The following is a 16,557-nucleotide window of genomic DNA, read 5'->3' as shown; positions in this document are numbered from 1 at the left end:
GCTCCATCTATGGGGTGTTTTTTTAGATGTCATCGAACAGCAGGCCGGGTTCGGCATTCATGGCGAGGCTCGACCGTTTGCCTTCTTTAAAGGAGGCTGTGCCGGCAGCGGCGATCATGGCCGCGTTGTCACCGCAAAGTGAAAGCGGCGGGATGAGCAGCTCGACATTTGGGAGTTCGGTTTCTGCTTCTTGGATGAGGGCTGCACGGAGTCCTTGATTGGCTGCGACACCGCCTGCTAGAAGGAGCTGCTTCACCTGATACTCTTTAGCGGCACGAATCGTTTTGGTCACGAGGACATCGACGACGCTTGCCTGGAAGCTGGCTGCCATATCGGCGGGATTCGGTTCGAGATTTTTCTGGCGCATATTGTGCAGCTGATTGATAAAGGCTGACTTTAGACCGCTAAAACTGAAATCATAGCTGGGGTCGTCGATCATGGCCCGCGGGAAATGGAACGTGTCCTCCCCTTCTTTCGCCAGCCGATCGATCTGAACGCCGCCAGGATAAGACAGCCCGAGCGACCGTGCCACCTTGTCGTAAGCCTCGCCAGCTGCATCATCACGCGTTTCTCCGATAATTTCAAACTGGTTGTGCCCGCGCATCAATACGAGTTCCGTATGCCCACCGCTGACAACGAGTGCAAGTAGTGGGAAAACCATCTCTTTTTCAAACCGGTTGGCATAGATGTGTCCGGCGATATGATGGACCCCGATAAGCGGTAAATTGTGCGAGAAAGCAAGTGTTTTGGCCGCATTGACACCGATAAGCAGTGCGCCGACGAGTCCTGGACCTTCTGTAACGGCAATGGCATCCAGATCGTCCAGCTCGACTTCTGCCTGCTCTAGTGCTTCTTCAATAACCAGTGTGATTTGTTCGACATGGTGACGCGAGGCAATTTCCGGTACGACACCGCCGAAGCGCTTGTGGCTTTCGATTTGAGAAGCAACCACATTTGATATAATTTCGCGCCCGTTTTTGACAACCGCAGCAGCTGTTTCATCACAGCTGGATTCGATTCCGAGCAGCAAGGTTTGTTTTTTTGTCATGATAAATCCACCCACATTACCAGCGCATCTTCCGCATTATCCGGATAGTACCGTCTGCGGAGCGCTCCATTTTGAAAATTTAATTTGCGATAAAGATTTTGTGCCCTTGTATTGGAAACGCGGACTTCAAGTGTGACGCGTAAAACGCCCTGTTCGGATGCTTCGCGCAACAGTTCTCGTAAAAGCGCTTCGCCAAGATGCTGTCCCTGATAGTCCGGTTTCACGGCGATATTGGTAATATGCCCTTCGTCCAGCACGCGCCAAATGCCTGCATAGCCGACGATTTCGCCGTCACGTTCGAGCAGCAAATAGTGCGCATATTCGTTGGTTTCAAATTCACTTTGAAAGGCCGCTTCTGTCCACGGAGTCGAAAAGACGAGCCGCTCGATTGTGGCAAGTTCCGAAGCATCCGCAAGTCCGGCTTCACGGAAAGAAAAACTCATGATTCTTTCCTCGCTTCAAGCCATTTACTTTCTGCTTCCGCCAGTTTGAGATAGGTCGGTACAAAAGTATGGACTGGAACGCCTGCTTTCTGCTCGGCCAGCCAAGTTAAGGTGCCTGCCCGGGCGTAGGCGTATGGCGGTTCGGACAGAGTCGCCCGTTCACCAAGCGCCGCTATGATTTGTTCACGGAAAGCGGCGGACAATTGCCCGATGAAAAGGACCGGCTGTTTCTTTTCCTCCAAATAAGCAAGAAGTTCTTCAAGCGAAATATGTTGATCTGCGTGGACACTCGCTAGACCGCTCGCTGCTGTTTCATATACGCCGGCATAGACATTTCCTCGACGCGCATCCATCAGCGGAACGATCTTCCCATTAAAATAGCGACCAGATGCAGCCAGCACCTCTAATGACGAGATGCCCACCAGCGGAATGTCCAAATCCCAGGCAAGTGTTTTTGCAGCCGTCACCCCGATTCTCAGTCCAGTATAAGAGCCGGGTCCTTCGCTAACAGCTATTTTTGTTAAATCACGAGGCGTGGCGCCGCATTCTTCCAGTAATGTTTGGATCGCTGGAAGCAGTCGCACACTGTGATTCTTCTTTAGATTCGTTGTGTATTCCCCTAAAATCGTCCCCTCTTGGTAAAGGGCGATCGACATGGTGTCTGTTGAGGTATCAATCCCAAGTATCATTTTTCCAAAACCTCCGTTACGAGTTGGCGATAATGCGCCCCGTGTGCATCAAATTCAAGCTCTCTGGTTGTGTCGCCTGTTCGGCTGATCGTGATTTTCAAGAATTCATCTGGTAAAAGGTCGGCGATAAACTGTGCCCATTCGATCACTGTGACGCCATTCCCGTCGAGATATTCTTCAAAGCCCAGTTCGTCACCGCCCAGTTCTTCCAGTCGGTAAACATCCATATGATAAAGCGGGAGCCTGCCGCGTTTATACTCGCGAACGATGGTAAACGTCGGACTTTTGACCATCTGCTCGATATCCAGCCCTTTAGCGAGTCCTTTTGTAAAAGTGGTTTTCCCTGCCCCAAGATCTCCTTCAAGCAAGATAATATCGCCTGCCTGTAAATGCTGCCCGATTTTTTCGGCAATCGCCGTTGTTTCCTGCTCACCGCTTGTCGCTTTGTTCCACTTCATTTTCTTCACCTATCCATTATTTTCTTCCCATATCATACCATAAAGCGCGGGATAGTTGAATAAAAGCAAGTGCATAAAAAAGCCGAAACCCGTTTATTAGAGATTTTGGCTGGATGGAGGTTTCTTTATTATGGTAAATAAGAAAAGAAAATCTATAGGACGACTTTTCCTTTCTTATTTACCTTCCAAATTATTCTCTTTTAATATAGGAATTTTTCATCTATCTCTAAAGAAATTAACTTCTAAATTCCGAGGGTACCACATAAATACATTTAAGTTTCATATATTCATCTGTTCCACAAAAGATATTTTCATTTACTTTAGTTAATATATCCTGTACATCTAAATCTGTTCCTAATTGGATAATTCCTTTTTCCTCATCATATTTGATAATTAAGGGAGCAAAATATTCTTGTATTTCGGGAATCTTACTTAGAAGATCATACACTTGGTTTTCTTGATACCAATCTATATGGTCTTTTTCCAAATAGAAGCTTCCCTCTTCATAATCCTTCATAAGAATTGTCGTATGAATAGCATTCACAAGCGGTAAAAATCCCTGTATGCTTAGAAGACGTCCATTCTTTTTATCAATTTCTAATTCAAGAGTATCTACCATTAACGAAAAAGTTGGTGTCTCATCTATCTTTCCTTCATAATATAAACTATGATTTTCGAATTCATAAATCATCTTACTTTCTATTTCTTTCACTTTAATTCTCCTTTGTTATTGAGATTTAAATACAAAATGCCAAACCGTATTGCTTTTGGGGTCAATAATTAATTCATATGTTCCTTTGCTCCCATTAAAAGTTCCTTTGACTGTCCAAGATAAAGCACCCGTTCCACGAGGATCTGGCATCGGAACTGTGCTTTCAATAATTTCATTTATAAGTAATTTTGAATCTTGATAGGGTCTACCAGTATGACTCTGAACAGTCTTGCTGAATTTCAAGTTTTCTACATCAATTCCATATGATTTTGCTATATTATATTTTCCATTTATCCCTGATCCAGCTCTTCCTCTCATTGCTGAAAAAGATAGATAAAAGCATGTAAGTAAAATTACTCCACACAAAGACTAATGAATCATCAAAAATTAATCAGCTTACCTTTTCCAAATACGTTAAATCTATTCTCATCTCTCTAGTCAAAAGACAGTCAAACACAAAAAGACACCTACAAAGTGTGTATTACCAGCACTTCTCGGCGTCTTTCTTTTTATGGAGTTGGATGAATCAAATCCCAGTTCCACTGAAATCATATTGGCTTGTGTCAAGATCGCCGCCGTAAATCATTTTGATGACGACTTCCTGTACGATTTGTTGGAATTCATCATTAGACAAAATTTGGTCGTCTTTTGGTAGGTCGGCTACTTTTTGGTAGTCCAGATTTTCAACGCTCATGGTGAATCCGACTGCTAGAGAAGAATCTTTTTTGTCAGAAATGTTCGTTTTGATATTGACTTTCTTGAAGCCCTTATCCTTATCTGGTGTTAGTTCCACTTTGATTTTGGCATTGGTGGATTTGTTTTCTTTGAGTGCTTTGTTCGCTTCTTTCAGGCCATCAATGATATTTTGATACTCGGTATTGAAATCTGTCACTGCCCCTTGTGATTCGAGGATCGTTTTCATATCTTTTTTCACACTGTCTTTGGCAAAAAATTTCTCAAGCTCTTCTGTAAAGGACACTGCATCGGCTTTATTCAGCGTCACGGAAATGACACCATTATCGTCCTCTGTAAAACGATCTTCTTCAAACTTGCCGAAATAGTCCTTCATCATGGTAAGCATTTGTTTGCGTAAATCTTCGCTCGCCTTCAGTACGGAATCCGATACTGGCTCCGTCTCTGTTCCCGATAGACTTGCAAGCTCTGAGCTACTGAGATATTTATTTTTCAGATCGGGATGTTCGGCAATGACTTCTGAATAGGCACCATTTGTTGCTTGGTCAAGCAGTGTCTTCAAATTGTCATCCGGCTCAACCAGATCTTTTAACGCGATATACGCCTCGCCTGTTTTATCATTGGTCAAAACGTCCAGCCCGGCTGTAAACTGAATCAGTCCTTTGGAACCAAGTGATAATTCAGCTTCAGAACGTTCAGCTTTTTTATCTGTCGAAATTTGTGCGCTGAATGACATGTCTTTCAACATATCCGCTGTCGTTTTATCGGAAGCTTCCATACCAGTAAAACCTAATTCGTCCATTTTGAGCGTGACCTTTTGTGTACTTTGATCTGGTAGTTCGTTACTGCTGTCAAAAGCAGCGATAAATTTTTCCTGCGCCGACTCCCCACATGCCGCAAGAATCATCACCAAGCTGAAAAGCATGGCGATTAATAACCCTTTTTTCTTCATCCTGTTCCCTCCTACATGATAAATCGATTCCTCTTAAACCTAGCACATCTCTAAGATAGAAACAATATAGATGCCAAATTGTAAGAAAATGGACACAATTAACCAGTATTTTACTCGTAAAAGAAGAGGTTAGAGCGATAAAAAAAGACCTATCCACATGGCCGCGCCACTTTGAGAAGAATGGCGGACGATACGGATGGGTCTTATTTTATTGAAGCGTCAATGTGAGTGCTGGTGTGGAAAGCGTTCCGGGAGAGGGGGAAATCACTTTGGTATCAGCTGAAAATGTAGCAGTAAAATTTTGATCATTTTTAAGTGCGGTTGATTTGATGGTTTTTCCTGTTTGATCTTTAATCGTCGTACTGGAATCAATGTTGATCGTCAGCGAACGGGTGTCTTTTTCTGCCTCTCCGTTCCAGCTCAGCGTTCCTTCAGCCTGAAAGCTACCAGTATTTTGAAGAGTGGATGCGTCGGTTATTTTTCCGGTAAAAGAGACGGCTGGAACCGTTTCATCATTGCCGCAACCCGTTAGAAGGACGACCAAAATCATCAATGGAATCAGGAGCTTTTTCATGTGTTATTCCTTTCTAGGTTCGTTCTGTTTTTATAAATATAGCACGCGACTTGTTTCGGCTCAACACCTTTTTGACTAATCTTAAATAAATCTTATACAAATTGGCCGAGAAAAAGACCGAGTGCTGCACAACCCAGTCCGAGTCCAAAAGAAAGCAGCAGGTAGCTGGACATGACGGCGGTTTTCTTTTTGAGGTGCAGCTCAATATTTTCTACTTGAAAGGTTGAGAAAGTCGTATAGCCGCCCATAAAGCCCGTTCCAAGCAGGAGCTGCCATGTTTCACTTGCCCCGGATGAAATCAGGAATGCTAGCAAAAATGAACCGGTTAGATTGATGAAAAATGTTGCCACTGGAAAATTGGTCGGCCACTTTCCTTTTATAAATGTAGACAAGCCGTAACGGGTCATCCCGCCAAATGCCGCCCCAAGTCCGACTAATAAAAATGACATCATGCCGCTCGCCTCCTTGCCCGATATTTCGCTGCGACTAGATAGCCAAGCGCTGCCATCAATAGACCGCCAATCAGGCTGATGAGCATGTAACTGATTGCCGTTCCGTAATGACCAGCCATAAGCAACCGAATATTATCGACGCTGAAAGTTGAGAACGTGGTAAAAGCCCCGACAAAGCCGGTTCCCATTCCGGCTACGAGTGCCGCGGGAATTTTTTCATTTTCAGCAAGAATCTGATTGACGATTGCAAGCAAGAAACAGCCGAGCAGATTGACTGTCAGTGTGGCTGCCGGAAAAGTCGCTGCCGGCAAGATCAAGCTAATTGCGTAACGGCTCATACCGCCGAGCGCACTGAAGACGCCCACATATAGGTAGAACATGTTTTTCCCTCCAAACAAAAAACTCCTGTTTAAAAAAGCCTAGTTCATCGTGGCTACGCTTCTTTAAACAGGAGTCATCAGCTAAAAATAGCGGTTATGGCGAACTCCATCGCCTTTCGTTACTATTACTATACACTGGCGCGGGTAAATTTTCAAGATGAAGGCAGATGGGGATTGCGGCGGAAAACTTTTTTTGAAAATTTGACCAAAATCGCTTTACAAGTGGTGTTATTCTTACTATAATAGCAATTGTGAGTATTCATATCGCGGTCGTGGCGGAATCGGCAGACGCGCTAGGTTGAGGGCCTAGTGGGCATTAGCTCGTGGAGGTTCAAGTCCTCTCGGCCGCATTTAGAATGAGAACGGGTTTGGAGATTTGGAAAAATCTTTCAGACGCGTTTTTTTGTTTGGTGGGCAGAGACTGGGCAGGGTTTTTATCTTACGCCTTTTAGAGCCGCTCTTTAATAAAGTTCCGTTTTGTTGTATATTACTTTCAAGGTGTTGGCAGGGATGAATCTAATCACTCTTCTGTAGAAATGAAAATCAAGCTAAAAATGCGTCAGAGATGACGTGTTTTTTATTGCTCATCAGCCTCTTCAAACCTAGCATCTTTTTACTATCAAATTATATTTCATTCTTGAAGCCTGCAATAAAAGACTCTGGCACACTAAAAAAAGGACCTAAAAATCAAGCGGAAAATTCATTTTAAGAAATTGTTCTGCTACTATTTTTAAATCCTCTTTTTTATTAGCATTCCTTTATATATCTATTTCATTTCCCTAGCCTATCTCTGATATTCCACTTTTCCTAGTTGCATCGGTGCTGGATTAGCTAGTACCCAGATAACGGCCAGTTCGCACAGGCGTGTCAGGGATTCATCGGGTATTTGGCTGCCTGCTTTCGTGATTTGTTGGGCTTCTTTTAGCAAACTTTTTTCCAGCGGCTCGCCCATTTGGAAATAGTGAGGCAAGGCGGTGAGCATTTTACGGTAATCGGCGTTCCAATTGGCTCCGCCGTTTCGTTGGAGTTCATCACTGACGCGACCTGTGATGCGGATTGCTTCTCCTTGAACTGTTTGGGCCGGGCCGCTTGAAGGGATTAGTAGCGACCAAAGTGCCTGATATTGCTCGTTCCACTTGCCAGGTGCCACTTCGATTGGCGAATGTCCATCATGAATATTTCTTCGCGGAACTGGTGGGACTTGAAAAAGGTCATATAGTCGCGTGAGTGCCGCATCGGTTTCAGGGAGCAATTCCGTATTGAAGCCTGCGCGGTGGAATTCAAAATTTTGGCCGATCCGCTCGACTGATGCTTTCATTTTTTCTGTGATGGGTGTGCCAGCTTTCAAAAGTAATGCTGAAATCGGGACAAGCTGAGGGATATCAAGATTATTGGCTCTTGCCAGCGCGCGCTCGAGTGGGGTCTCGTTCATTTCATTTTTAGCAAGAGGATTGGCACCAGCATCCAATAACTGCTGAACCATTTGCGCGGAACTTTCTGCAGCCATATGAAGCGGCGTATTTTTGTATCTGTCTTTTGCTTCAATACTAGCGCCCAGTTCAATCAAAAGAGCAAGATCGCCATACCGATATCCGGCATGATGATGCAGCGGGGTTCGCTGATAGTAATCTGGTTTATTGATATCTGCCCCATTTTCTACAAGCCATCTTGTCAGTTCAGCCGGAATTTGAAAAAAGGTCAGCGCAACTTCTTTATTGTAGCCGTTTGTCGCATCCAGTTCGCACTTGTCAAAAACGGCTTTCAGTTTATTCATGTCCCCTTCCGCAAGCATTTCTCGAAAATCTTTCGGCAGGGTTTTTCGTTTTCTAACCATGCTGGTTCCCCCTCTCTCGGTTGTTTAGTGAATATCGCGGTAATTGATCAGTTCAATGTCGGTTTCGGCGATTTTTTGCTTGGTGGCGGTGCTTGTTAATGTGGCAAATTCGACGAGGCGCTCTTCTAGATAGCTGGTCGACTGTTTGAGTTCTGGGTCGATGTAGGCTGGATGACATGGGAGCTCCCCGGTTGTGCCAGTCTTGCTGAATTCTTCCAACAGTGCATGCAGATGGCTTTCTGTGGCCGTTTCTCCGTAAAAGCCGTGCAACAGGTCGTCTGTATGGGCTACTGAATGGTAAGCAGCTGTATTTTTATCCATGGGCAGACGCAGCGGCAGGTCATACTCTTCTGCCAGGCGGACGGCTACTTGGATGATTTTTTCGTGGCCATGAACGTCATGATGCGAGTCAAGGTGGGTTGGTTTTCTGCCTGTATCCATGAATTTTTGGATTTGAGCCTGCCATTCCGTGTAGACTTCGTCCGGGTCGACAAAGCGGGCAAAATCATGCTGCGAATGAAGAATACCTTTTTCATCAACGAGGGTTTTAGTATGTTTTGTAATCGGACGGGCGTTTTTTAGTGTCAGGGTCAAATGCACACCGATACCCAGATTCGGGAAGTCTTGGGCTGCCTGCATAGCATGTTCAAAATGAGGCGATACGGTCAGCGCCGTGGTCGATTGGACGATTCCTTGTGTATGCGCATCCAAAATTCCGTAGGTCACGCCTCGTGTATAGCCGAAATCGTCTGCATTGATAAGTAGTTTACTCATAATCAAAAAGGCCTCCTTGAAAGTATTGTTTTCTTCTTCATTGTAACAAATATTCCTTTTACTTGTCCTATATATATTCATATGGTCTCTCCCGCAGCTTTTGGTCTGACGGACTTCTTACTGTCTCTTTCGATATTCCTGCGGAGTGCACTGCATGTAAGTATAGAAATTTTTATAAAAGCTCGTTAAGTTTTTAAAGCCTACTGTTTCAGCGATTTCATAAATGGGCAGCTCTTTGTTGTTTAGCAAAATCACGGCATTTTTCATTCGTTCCTCATTTACAAGCTGCTTGAAGGTCTTACCAGCATATTTTTTAATGAGCTTGCTTGTATAAGACGGATCGTAGCCAAATTCTCGACACATCACTTGTAAATTTCCCAGCATGTAGTACTTTTTAATATAGTCTAAAATATCATCGAGCAATTTTTGGTTTTTAAAAATGGTTGCGGATAAGTTCGTGTTATATTGAAATTTCCGAACCAGATGTGTCACCAAAATCATAATATAATTGTCAATCAAATCATTGGAGCATATTGTAAAATCATAATGTTCACAAAGGATATTTTGAACACAATTATGAACTAGATGATCCTTTTTCGTATGGAAGACAAGGTAATGTCCGTGCGTCTTCTGCCTGTTCATCAATTCAAACATAAATTGAGACATCAGAGCATCATTCGGTAAATGATTAATAAATTTTTTTGAAAAATAATCCTCTCCTAAAATAATATTAATCCCTAAATCTTGCGCGCCGGTTGCTTCCACACTATGCGGAACGTGCTTATCAAAAATAATAATGTCCCCTTCTTGCAGTTCGACCTCATCACCACCGACTAAAATTGTTAGTTTTCCACTGTAACAATATGTGATGAGAATATAATGAAAAATATGCATGGGCACCTTGCCGTTATTCCTTTGATGAATGTCAATAATGTGATGCCGATTTTGGAATTCTCGGTCATTATGAAAGACAAATAAACAATCATCTTCATATGAGACCCTTTTTTTGCTTTCTAAAAAATACTGATAGATTTCTTGCGTAGTATGGTTGGACAATGTTCGCTCGCTATAAAGCAGTTGTTCTAACTCTTGATAGTTCATCATTTCCCCTCCTTTTTGTGAGTATACATCAAAACTTGCAATGATACATCAAAAAGTCTAATTTTGATAGTCACTAACACAAATAGACGCATTGTTCCCTCAAAATGTAAGCGGTTATAATAAAACTTGTATACAGAGCTCTGTACAAAAAAATACAGATAAGAGGGGTTTAAAATGAAGAGAATTCCATTTCTTGAAAAACTTCAGGAAAAGCTAGGTGCTTTTGCCAGTAAAATCAATAAAAATATTTATGTTCTAGCCATTCGTGATGCCATGATGGCCTATATGCCTTTTACATTTATCGCTTCAATCTTTTTAATTATTGCCTATCCGCCTGTACAAGGAATCGCTGACTTTATTACCAGTGTTATTGGTGTGGAACAAGAAGTTTGGCAAGCAAAATTGTTATATATCAACAGCGTTACCTTAAATATTAGCGGACTTCTCGTTACAATATCTGCTTCTAAAAGCTTGGCAGATCGGTTAAATATTAATGCTATTCAAGTGATCTTGACTTCCGTCGTCTCTTTCTTACTACTAACACCCCAAGTATCTACAGAAACGGGCGATGCAATCGAGATTGTCAAAATTGGCGCTCAGTCGATCTTTCTAGCCTTTGTGGTTTCAATGCTGTCGGCCAAGATTTATCAATTCATTTCAAATAAAGGGTTTAAAATTAAAATGCCATCATCTGTCCCGCCGGCAGTTTCAGCGCCCTTTGAATCCATTATCCCATCATTTTTTGTAATTACTTTATTTTGGATTATTCGCTTATTATGTGAAGGCATCTTCAACAGCAATGCGTTAGATTTGATTAATTATGTATTAGGCATTCCTTTGACAACGTTAGGCGGCTCCTTATTTGGGATCGTCGTTGCTAAAATTTGCGAGCAGCTTCTCTGGTTCTTTGGGATCCATGGCGGTTCCTTGGTTAGCGGTGTTATGACGCCTATTTTACAAGTATTAGAAGATGGCAATAAATCGGCTGTCATTGCGGGCGGAGACCCTGTCAATATCATCTCGAACAGCTTTTTCACTCATTTTGCTGGCATTGGGATTGTGGGGGCAGTGATTGCGATCTTCATAGTTGCCAAGAGTAAACGTTACAAAGAAATGGGGAAAATTGCAGGCGTTCCTTATGTTTTCAATATTGGTGAGCCAGCACTATTTGGGATTCCTTTAATGCTGAATGTTACGTACTTTATTCCATTTGTTTTCGCCTGTGCAGTCAACACGATTATCGCATATATTGCCTTTGCTATCGGCATTGTTCCTCTTCCATCCGGGCTGGTGCAGCTACCATGGACAACGCCCCTCCTTTTAAGCGGATATCTCGTAACAGGAAGCGTGATGGGGGCTATATTGCAGCTTGTCGAGGTCGTCGTAGCAACACTCATCTGGATTCCATTCATCAAAATAGAAGATAGAAAGATCGTGTCAGAGGAACAAGTGGATACTTTTGCAGAAGAAAGCTAATCATTATCTATAAAAGGAAAAGTTGGGAGATTTTGTATGGTTACTGAAAATCAAAATTGGCAATTTAAAGGATGTTGGATACGAAATGAAAAACGTGATTATGGTGAACACGACGCACTGTATTATCAAGATTATCCAAATCCTGTCATCAAAAAAGAATTCGAATTAAGTCGTATAGAGGATCTTACTTTATACATTGGGGCGCTTGGCTACTATATTCTCTATATTAATGGCAAGCGTATAGGAGATGCTGAGCTAAATTGTGATTGGACCACATTTTCGTCAATGGTTTATTATGATGCCTATTCCATCCACGATTATCTCAAGGTTGGCAAAAATCAGCTAATCATTGAGCTCGGTAACGGCATGTACAATCCAGCTCCACTAAAGCTGTTTGGCAAGTATAATTTGCGAGAAACATTATCCGAGATTGGTGAACCGAGTGTGATTGTTGATATTGCTAATAAAGAATGTGTTTTGCTCTCCAGTGATGATACGTGGCTGGTAGGTGAAGGTACGCTGCTTTTCAATAACCTCTATTTGGGAGAAAAAAGGGACTTCACACGCTCCCCTCAAAATTTTCATCCTGTCTGCATCGATTCAAGAAAGCGGCACCTAGTTCCAAGTTGCATTCCTAAAATCAAAAGAATAGCAGACGTAAAGCCCACTGCCATCTATGAGACAGAAGCAGGAATCATCGTTGACTTTGGTGAGATTCTCTCAGGTTTTCTTACGCTTGAAGTGATGGCAGATGAAAAGCAAAAGGTGGTCATTCATTACAGCGAGAGCAAGCGAGATGATCAGCTTCATTATGATAGTAGTCTAGCAGGAAGCGTTGGACTGGAAATTCATGATGTGGTGATTGATGGTGGACCGGGCAGTCCCAAAAAAGCGATTCAAACGGATTTTTTCATTTGTAAATCCGGAAAGAATACATTTACCAATACTTTTACCTATCATTCTTTTCGCTATGCAGTCATTACAGGCATTAAAAAGAACGCCATCCGTAAACTCCATGCCACCTACGTTCATACGGACTTATCTATTACGGGTTCGGTTCAGGTTGACCATTCATACCTGCAGGCACTTTTTCAGATGGCAAGCCGCACGAAACTCAATAATGTGCACGCAGTGTTTGAAGACTGTGCACGTGAGCGGCTCGGCTATGGTGGGGATATTGTCGCTCTGGCAACCTCAAATCTAAACCTTTTCGACTTAGAGCGTTTCTACAAAAAAACAATTATCGATTTCAGATTAACGCAAACGGAGGCTGGCGGCATTGCGGAAACCGCGCCTTATATGGGCATTCAATCTAACGGGACGGCGGATCAGGAAGGACCTCTTTTGTGGCAATTCGTCTATCCCTATCTAACTTACAAGCACTATCAGTATTACGGCGATCGTCAATTGGTTGAAACCGAATATCCCTATCTAAAAAAACAAATGGACTATCTGTTATCCATTGAGTTGGATACTTTGGTACATTGCTGCATAGGTGATCACGGTAGCGTGCTCATTTCTGGACAGTTTAAAAAGCCAACACCAGATAAGCTCTTTGTTGGCTACTGTACCGTTTTGCTATTTTTGCAGTACCATCTTCTGCTAACCGATATTGTATGTCAGGATACTTCCCCTTATCAAGCGAAATACGAAGAACTTAAAGAGCAAGTTATCCGTCGCTTTAAAAATGAAGATGGCTCATTTGGAGATGGTACACAAACGAGCTATGCATTCGCAGTTGCCTTGGCACTAGAGGATCCAGCCCATTTAAGTGCTTCATTAGCTCATAAAATACGAGAAGACGGGCTTTTTACAACTGGTATATTCGGCTCTATGCTCAGCTATGAATATCTAGCCAAATACCATCATGATGATGTCATTGAAAACTGGCTTTTAAAAGAAGACGGGATTTGTTTTAAGCAAATGGTCGATTCTGGAAACGGTGTTTTTGGTGAATTATTTGTCGGCGAACAGGCCTCATTAAATCACGCCATGTTTACAAGTTTTCAGCAGTGGTATTATCAAGGTTTAGCTGGGATTAAAATTTGTGACAATGCATCAGGCTACGACGAGGTACTCTTTGATCCCTATTTTTCAAAAAAAATTCCCGCGTGCAACTGTGCGATTCAAACCAAACATGGTCTCATCCAATCACACTGGAAAAAAGAAGGTTCGTACATTGTCTGGCACTTACAAATCCCTGCTGAAATACAGTATAAGATCTCACTTAGATATAAAGAAGTCAAACGTATAAAAACTAACACTTCTCTGACGATTTATGCAGCTTATGAGGATTAAGCAAAACTGAAACAAATCGTCATTTAAGCAAATAAATAAACCTAAAAGCAAGCTATTGCACCCTTCAAGAAAATAAATTTTGCATGCTTTTAGGTTTATTTTAAATGATAGTCCTAATCTCTTAATTTTAAAAAATGCCTAGTTTGATTCATCACGGTTTTTCGCCTATCGTTTGAAGATTTTCGTTTTTTACAGCTAGACTGCCACTTTTAATTCTTATTTTTTTAGCAGACACATTAATCAATTTTTTGAATTTCCTTAGTAAATATCTTAGTTGTATTTTCTCTAAGATGCTTTCTTTTCTGCTTTGACAAGTGCCAGAAATCGCGCTATAATGATTTTTGTTGGGTGTTTTGCGGTCGTGGCGGAATCGGCAGACGCGCTAGATTCAGGTTCTAGTGGGAGGTAATCCCGTGGAGGTTCAAGTCCTCTCGGCCGCACTTAGAGTAAGAACGGGTTTGGAGATTTTTAATAATCTTTCAAACTCGTTTTTTGTTTACTGGGCAGAGAATGGGCACTATTTTCCACCTACCTTTTAAAATTGCTAAGTTAGCGACTGAAATGAATGTTTCTTGGGACTGATTGCTTGTTTTTATACATTTTCTAAAATAAACGCTTCAACTAACTGCTTAATTTCGGTTTGTCTAAAAAAAGGAATTTCCAAATAAGGTACCTGATGCTCTTTGCACCAAATTCGTCTGAGCTCCATATTTTTAAGAATATTTTTAAATCTTTGAGTGGAGGCCCCTCTTTTAAAGTAATGATGGGTTCCATGATATTCGATAAAATACCATTGATCAGCTATTTGAAATGATACATCAATTCTTAACGGTTTATTGTGAGTGGTTGTTAACCCCCTAAAAGCTCTTTCGCGATAATACTCAATCCCGTTATTTGCTAAGTACTGACAAATAAGTTGTATCTGCCAGCTTGATCGTGAATTGGTCAGAGGCAGCTGCTTGTACAGTTCTTTTGCCTTTGGATGATAGGAGAGTTCCTCCACAAAGACTTTTTTCTTTCGTGTTTCATCCTGAATTGTGGCAACCGTATGGATATGTATCTTGTCCAAATCCTGATAAGGTAAATACCATTTATAAATTTTCCCTTGAGCAAATCCTTTTTTTATAAAGGAGGCATGAATCACATTGAAATTTTCTTTAACAAAAACTAACTCATTCATGAAAAATCTATCCTTTCTAAAGAGTTCTGTTTCCTCAACCCCAGCCAAGTTTCTTCACGCCGTGTTCAAAATCTGCAATAAGACTGGGGATGATTTTTTTGATTGTGGGATAATTTCGTACTTGCTTTTTCAGTGCTTCCGGGAAAAAGCGGATTAATTCGGCGCCCATCATTTTTTTCGCATAGGCAATGTTTACTTCTGGTGTGGGTTTCCGGTCAAATAGGCCATCGTCAGTGTCAGTCATCAAGGTATCCGCCGGGAATTTTTCACTTGTTAAAACGATCGTAATCATGAGCGCTGTATCATTTCTATAATAACCGCCGTGCCGATCTGTTCCCATATTGCGATTAATACGTGCTTGTGTTTGATTGCCGTACTTTTCTGATACCGTATCAAAGCAAAATAAAAAGCCAAAAGGCAGCTCTTTATATTTTTCTCCTAGGTTGTTCAGCTTTTCCAACTCCGGTGCCACTTCACTAACCCCGCTATATATGTCTGCCCGTATCACGACTGCTATAAATTCTTCCTGTTTTTTCTCATTATTCGGCTGCATTCGATTCCCCTCCGCTGATTTTACTTGGCTTGAAATTTCTTTACTGGAAATCTGCTTTTTAAAGCCAGCAACTAAAATTCCAGTTCGCTTTATTATATCATGATTTTTAGTGGGTTCTTATAATAGTAAATAGCACCTGAGTAATTACCTTGTGATTACTCAAAAATAATTGTATAATGTACTTACCAAGTAATTATTTTCAAGGAGAGTGATATAAAATGCTGACAAAGGTTAGGAAACAAGGAAATTCTTTGACCTTGACTGTCCCTAGTAAATTTAAACTTAAAGAGGGTATGTCTATGGAGCCCGAGTTAAAAGCAGAGGGAATTTTTTATAGATTTGTACCAGATAGTACAGATATATTTGATTTTGATAAGGATATTCTGCGCGATTTATTGGCCGAAAACTTGGATCCAGAAACTTTTTTATCTGAATTTGAGCGTAGAAAAAATGAAATCCCTACTATGATCCGACAACTAGCAGATCAGGCTAAAAAGCAAGAAAATGCCATGACTCGAGAGGAGCTGGCAAAAGAAATTGGCCTATGAGATACGCCCATCCTCACATGTAATAAGGTATCTTAAAAAAATCAAAGAAAAAAAGTTGAAAGAAAAAATGCTGGAAGTAATCTACGATGAAATTGCAGTCAATCCATATAACGGCATTCAAAAGAGTGGCGATCTGAATGATATATGGACAATGGGATTTAAATATGCTAAAACTGAATATCGAATTGCTTATATGATAGAAGAAAATCAGGTCATCCCTATTTTCTTGGTTGGGACACATGAGAGTTTCTATAAAGAATTAAAGCGATTACTCTAACGCGATTTCCTGTTTGTCAGCAGTCACGAGCAAGAGTTCTAAAAAGCAGAAAACTGTTCTTCTAGATTTCTGCTCTCTCAATAAAAAAGATACAGGTCAGAAAACTTTTCTATTC

At 41.6% G+C, this 16,557-nt stretch carries 19 protein-coding genes, 2 tRNA genes and 1 riboswitch; of the genes, 6 read left to right on the top strand and 15 right to left on the bottom strand.

Features of this window, described 5'->3' with window-relative positions; all coding sequences use genetic code 11:
* Nucleotides 1-22: 22 nt before the first annotated feature.
* The 10 genes from tsaD to crcB (CS921_RS02850) all read right to left on the bottom strand — a co-directional run bounded on the left by tsaD (nucleotide 23) and on the right by crcB (CS921_RS02850) (nucleotide 6,401).
* Nucleotides 23-1,048 carry a tRNA (adenosine(37)-N6)-threonylcarbamoyltransferase complex transferase subunit TsaD gene (tsaD, locus tag CS921_RS02890; RefSeq protein WP_099221558.1) on the bottom strand — a complete coding sequence of 342 codons (1,026 nt, stop codon included), beginning with the start codon at nucleotides 1,046-1,048 and terminating at the stop codon, nucleotides 23-25.
* Nucleotides 1,045-1,491: a ribosomal protein S18-alanine N-acetyltransferase gene (gene rimI / locus CS921_RS02885; RefSeq protein WP_099221557.1), complete on the bottom strand. Its 447-nt coding sequence runs from the start codon at nucleotides 1,489-1,491 to the stop codon at nucleotides 1,045-1,047. Before rimI ends, tsaD begins: the two co-directional genes overlap by 4 nt.
* Complete coding sequence (tsaB, locus tag CS921_RS02880; RefSeq protein WP_099221556.1) at nucleotides 1,488-2,180, bottom strand: tRNA (adenosine(37)-N6)-threonylcarbamoyltransferase complex dimerization subunit type 1 TsaB; 693 nt, start codon at nucleotides 2,178-2,180, stop codon at nucleotides 1,488-1,490. Before tsaB ends, rimI begins: the two co-directional genes overlap by 4 nt.
* Nucleotides 2,177-2,638, bottom strand: a complete 462-nt coding sequence (tsaE, locus tag CS921_RS02875) for a tRNA (adenosine(37)-N6)-threonylcarbamoyltransferase complex ATPase subunit type 1 TsaE (protein ID WP_099221555.1) — start codon at nucleotides 2,636-2,638, stop codon at nucleotides 2,177-2,179. Before tsaE ends, tsaB begins: the two co-directional genes overlap by 4 nt.
* A 235-nt stretch (nucleotides 2,639-2,873) precedes the next feature.
* Nucleotides 2,874-3,350 (bottom strand): hypothetical protein, encoded by a 477-nt coding sequence (locus CS921_RS02870; RefSeq protein ID WP_099221554.1) that lies wholly within the window; start codon nucleotides 3,348-3,350, stop codon nucleotides 2,874-2,876.
* Between the two features lie 15 nt (nucleotides 3,351-3,365).
* Nucleotides 3,366-3,716 (bottom strand): hypothetical protein, encoded by a 351-nt coding sequence (locus CS921_RS15505; protein WP_162921672.1) that lies wholly within the window; start codon nucleotides 3,714-3,716, stop codon nucleotides 3,366-3,368.
* Nucleotides 3,717-3,876: 160 nt separating this feature from the next.
* The gene (locus CS921_RS02865) at nucleotides 3,877-4,995 is read right to left on the bottom strand and encodes an Lmo2079 family surface lipoprotein (protein ID WP_099221553.1); all 1,119 of its coding nucleotides are present in this window, start codon (nucleotides 4,993-4,995) and stop codon (nucleotides 3,877-3,879) included.
* A gap of 208 nt (nucleotides 4,996-5,203) precedes the next feature.
* The gene (locus tag CS921_RS02860) at nucleotides 5,204-5,569 is read right to left on the bottom strand and encodes a hypothetical protein (protein WP_099221552.1); all 366 of its coding nucleotides are present in this window, start codon (nucleotides 5,567-5,569) and stop codon (nucleotides 5,204-5,206) included.
* Nucleotides 5,570-5,661: 92 nt separating this feature from the next.
* Nucleotides 5,662-6,021 (bottom strand): fluoride efflux transporter CrcB, encoded by a 360-nt coding sequence (crcB, locus tag CS921_RS02855; RefSeq protein WP_099221551.1) that lies wholly within the window; start codon nucleotides 6,019-6,021, stop codon nucleotides 5,662-5,664.
* A complete protein-coding gene (gene crcB, locus CS921_RS02850) occupies nucleotides 6,018-6,401 on the bottom strand; it encodes a fluoride efflux transporter CrcB (RefSeq protein ID WP_099221550.1) in 384 nt (127 codons plus the stop codon). Before crcB (CS921_RS02850) ends, crcB (CS921_RS02855) begins: the two co-directional genes overlap by 4 nt.
* A gap of 61 nt (nucleotides 6,402-6,462) precedes the next feature.
* A riboswitch (Fluoride riboswitch) is annotated at nucleotides 6,463-6,524 on the bottom strand.
* A 143-nt stretch (nucleotides 6,525-6,667) separates the two neighbouring features.
* Between crcB (CS921_RS02850) and CS921_RS02845 the strand changes: the two genes are divergently transcribed.
* Nucleotides 6,668-6,751 (top strand) — tRNA-Leu (locus tag CS921_RS02845).
* Between the two features lie 434 nt (nucleotides 6,752-7,185).
* Here the strand turns inward: CS921_RS02845 and CS921_RS02840 are convergent.
* From CS921_RS02840 to CS921_RS02830, 3 genes are all read right to left on the bottom strand, one after another.
* Nucleotides 7,186-8,235: an ankyrin repeat domain-containing protein gene (locus tag CS921_RS02840; protein ID WP_099221549.1), complete on the bottom strand. Its 1,050-nt coding sequence runs from the start codon at nucleotides 8,233-8,235 to the stop codon at nucleotides 7,186-7,188.
* A gap of 24 nt (nucleotides 8,236-8,259) precedes the next feature.
* Nucleotides 8,260-9,009: a chitin disaccharide deacetylase gene (gene chbG / locus CS921_RS02835; protein ID WP_240422288.1), complete on the bottom strand. Its 750-nt coding sequence runs from the start codon at nucleotides 9,007-9,009 to the stop codon at nucleotides 8,260-8,262.
* Between the two features lie 117 nt (nucleotides 9,010-9,126).
* Entirely contained in the window at nucleotides 9,127-10,110 is a 984-nt protein-coding gene (locus CS921_RS02830) for a helix-turn-helix domain-containing protein (RefSeq protein WP_099221548.1), read from the bottom strand.
* 174 nt (nucleotides 10,111-10,284) lie between these two features.
* Between CS921_RS02830 and CS921_RS02825 the strand changes: the two genes are divergently transcribed.
* The 3 genes from CS921_RS02825 to CS921_RS02815 all read left to right on the top strand — a co-directional run bounded on the left by CS921_RS02825 (nucleotide 10,285) and on the right by CS921_RS02815 (nucleotide 14,324).
* Nucleotides 10,285-11,586 carry a PTS sugar transporter subunit IIC gene (locus CS921_RS02825; protein ID WP_099221547.1) on the top strand — a complete coding sequence of 434 codons (1,302 nt, stop codon included), beginning with the start codon at nucleotides 10,285-10,287 and terminating at the stop codon, nucleotides 11,584-11,586.
* Between the two features lie 36 nt (nucleotides 11,587-11,622).
* Entirely contained in the window at nucleotides 11,623-13,884 is a 2,262-nt protein-coding gene (locus CS921_RS02820; protein WP_099221546.1) for a family 78 glycoside hydrolase catalytic domain, read from the top strand.
* Nucleotides 13,885-14,239: 355 nt separating this feature from the next.
* Nucleotides 14,240-14,324, top strand: a tRNA-Leu gene (locus CS921_RS02815).
* A gap of 152 nt (nucleotides 14,325-14,476) precedes the next feature.
* Here CS921_RS02815 and CS921_RS02810 read toward each other — a convergent pair.
* Nucleotides 14,477-15,064 carry a hypothetical protein gene (locus CS921_RS02810; RefSeq protein WP_099221545.1) on the bottom strand — a complete coding sequence of 196 codons (588 nt, stop codon included), beginning with the start codon at nucleotides 15,062-15,064 and terminating at the stop codon, nucleotides 14,477-14,479.
* A 34-nt stretch (nucleotides 15,065-15,098) separates the two neighbouring features.
* Complete coding sequence (locus CS921_RS02805) at nucleotides 15,099-15,617, bottom strand: hypothetical protein (RefSeq protein WP_099221544.1); 519 nt, start codon at nucleotides 15,615-15,617, stop codon at nucleotides 15,099-15,101.
* A gap of 218 nt (nucleotides 15,618-15,835) precedes the next feature.
* On the opposite strand from CS921_RS02805, the gene CS921_RS02800 reads away from it, so the two are divergent.
* Nucleotides 15,836-16,165 carry an AbrB/MazE/SpoVT family DNA-binding domain-containing protein gene (locus CS921_RS02800; protein ID WP_099221543.1) on the top strand — a complete coding sequence of 110 codons (330 nt, stop codon included), beginning with the start codon at nucleotides 15,836-15,838 and terminating at the stop codon, nucleotides 16,163-16,165.
* Nucleotides 16,155-16,442, top strand: coding sequence for a type II toxin-antitoxin system RelE/ParE family toxin (locus tag CS921_RS02795; protein ID WP_099221542.1), 288 nt, complete (start codon nucleotides 16,155-16,157; stop codon nucleotides 16,440-16,442). Before CS921_RS02800 ends, CS921_RS02795 begins: the two co-directional genes overlap by 11 nt.
* Nucleotides 16,443-16,557 lie beyond the last annotated feature (115 nt).

The sequence above is a fragment of the Listeria costaricensis genome, from assembly GCF_900183385.1.
GTDB classification, from domain to species: domain Bacteria; phylum Bacillota; class Bacilli; order Lactobacillales; family Listeriaceae; genus Listeria; species Listeria costaricensis.
The sequence above is the reverse complement of the archived record's forward strand: the minus strand, read 5'-3'. Positions and strand labels throughout refer to the sequence as shown.

Bases quoted from the DNA above. Each gene is read 5' to 3' on its own strand.
- CS921_RS02840 (WP_099221549.1), bottom strand. From the start codon at position 8,235: ATGGTTAGAAAACGAAAAACCCTGCCGAAAGATTTTCGAGAAATGCTT.
- CS921_RS02810 (WP_099221545.1), bottom strand. From the start codon at position 15,064: ATGAATGAGTTAGTTTTTGTTAAAGAAAATTTCAATGTGATTCATGCC.
- CS921_RS02860 (WP_099221552.1), bottom strand. From the start codon at position 5,569: ATGAAAAAGCTCCTGATTCCATTGATGATTTTGGTCGTCCTTCTAACG.
- tsaB (WP_099221556.1), bottom strand. From the start codon at position 2,180: ATGATACTTGGGATTGATACCTCAACAGACACCATGTCGATCGCCCTT.
- tsaE (WP_099221555.1), bottom strand. From the start codon at position 2,638: ATGAAGTGGAACAAAGCGACAAGCGGTGAGCAGGAAACAACGGCGATT.
- CS921_RS02800 (WP_099221543.1), top strand. From the start codon at position 15,836: ATGCTGACAAAGGTTAGGAAACAAGGAAATTCTTTGACCTTGACTGTC.
- CS921_RS02865 (WP_099221553.1), bottom strand. From the start codon at position 4,995: ATGAAGAAAAAAGGGTTATTAATCGCCATGCTTTTCAGCTTGGTGATG.
- CS921_RS02825 (WP_099221547.1), top strand. From the start codon at position 10,285: ATGAAGAGAATTCCATTTCTTGAAAAACTTCAGGAAAAGCTAGGTGCT.
- CS921_RS02830 (WP_099221548.1), bottom strand. From the start codon at position 10,110: ATGAACTATCAAGAGTTAGAACAACTGCTTTATAGCGAGCGAACATTG.
- crcB (WP_099221551.1), bottom strand. From the start codon at position 6,021: ATGATGTCATTTTTATTAGTCGGACTTGGGGCGGCATTTGGCGGGATG.
- CS921_RS02805 (WP_099221544.1), bottom strand. From the start codon at position 15,617: ATGCAGCCGAATAATGAGAAAAAACAGGAAGAATTTATAGCAGTCGTG.
- CS921_RS02820 (WP_099221546.1), top strand. From the start codon at position 11,623: ATGGTTACTGAAAATCAAAATTGGCAATTTAAAGGATGTTGGATACGA.
- crcB (WP_099221550.1), bottom strand. From the start codon at position 6,401: ATGTTCTACCTATATGTGGGCGTCTTCAGTGCGCTCGGCGGTATGAGC.
- tsaD (WP_099221558.1), bottom strand. From the start codon at position 1,048: ATGACAAAAAAACAAACCTTGCTGCTCGGAATCGAATCCAGCTGTGAT.
- rimI (WP_099221557.1), bottom strand. From the start codon at position 1,491: ATGAGTTTTTCTTTCCGTGAAGCCGGACTTGCGGATGCTTCGGAACTT.
- chbG (WP_240422288.1), bottom strand. From the start codon at position 9,009: ATGAGTAAACTACTTATCAATGCAGACGATTTCGGCTATACACGAGGC.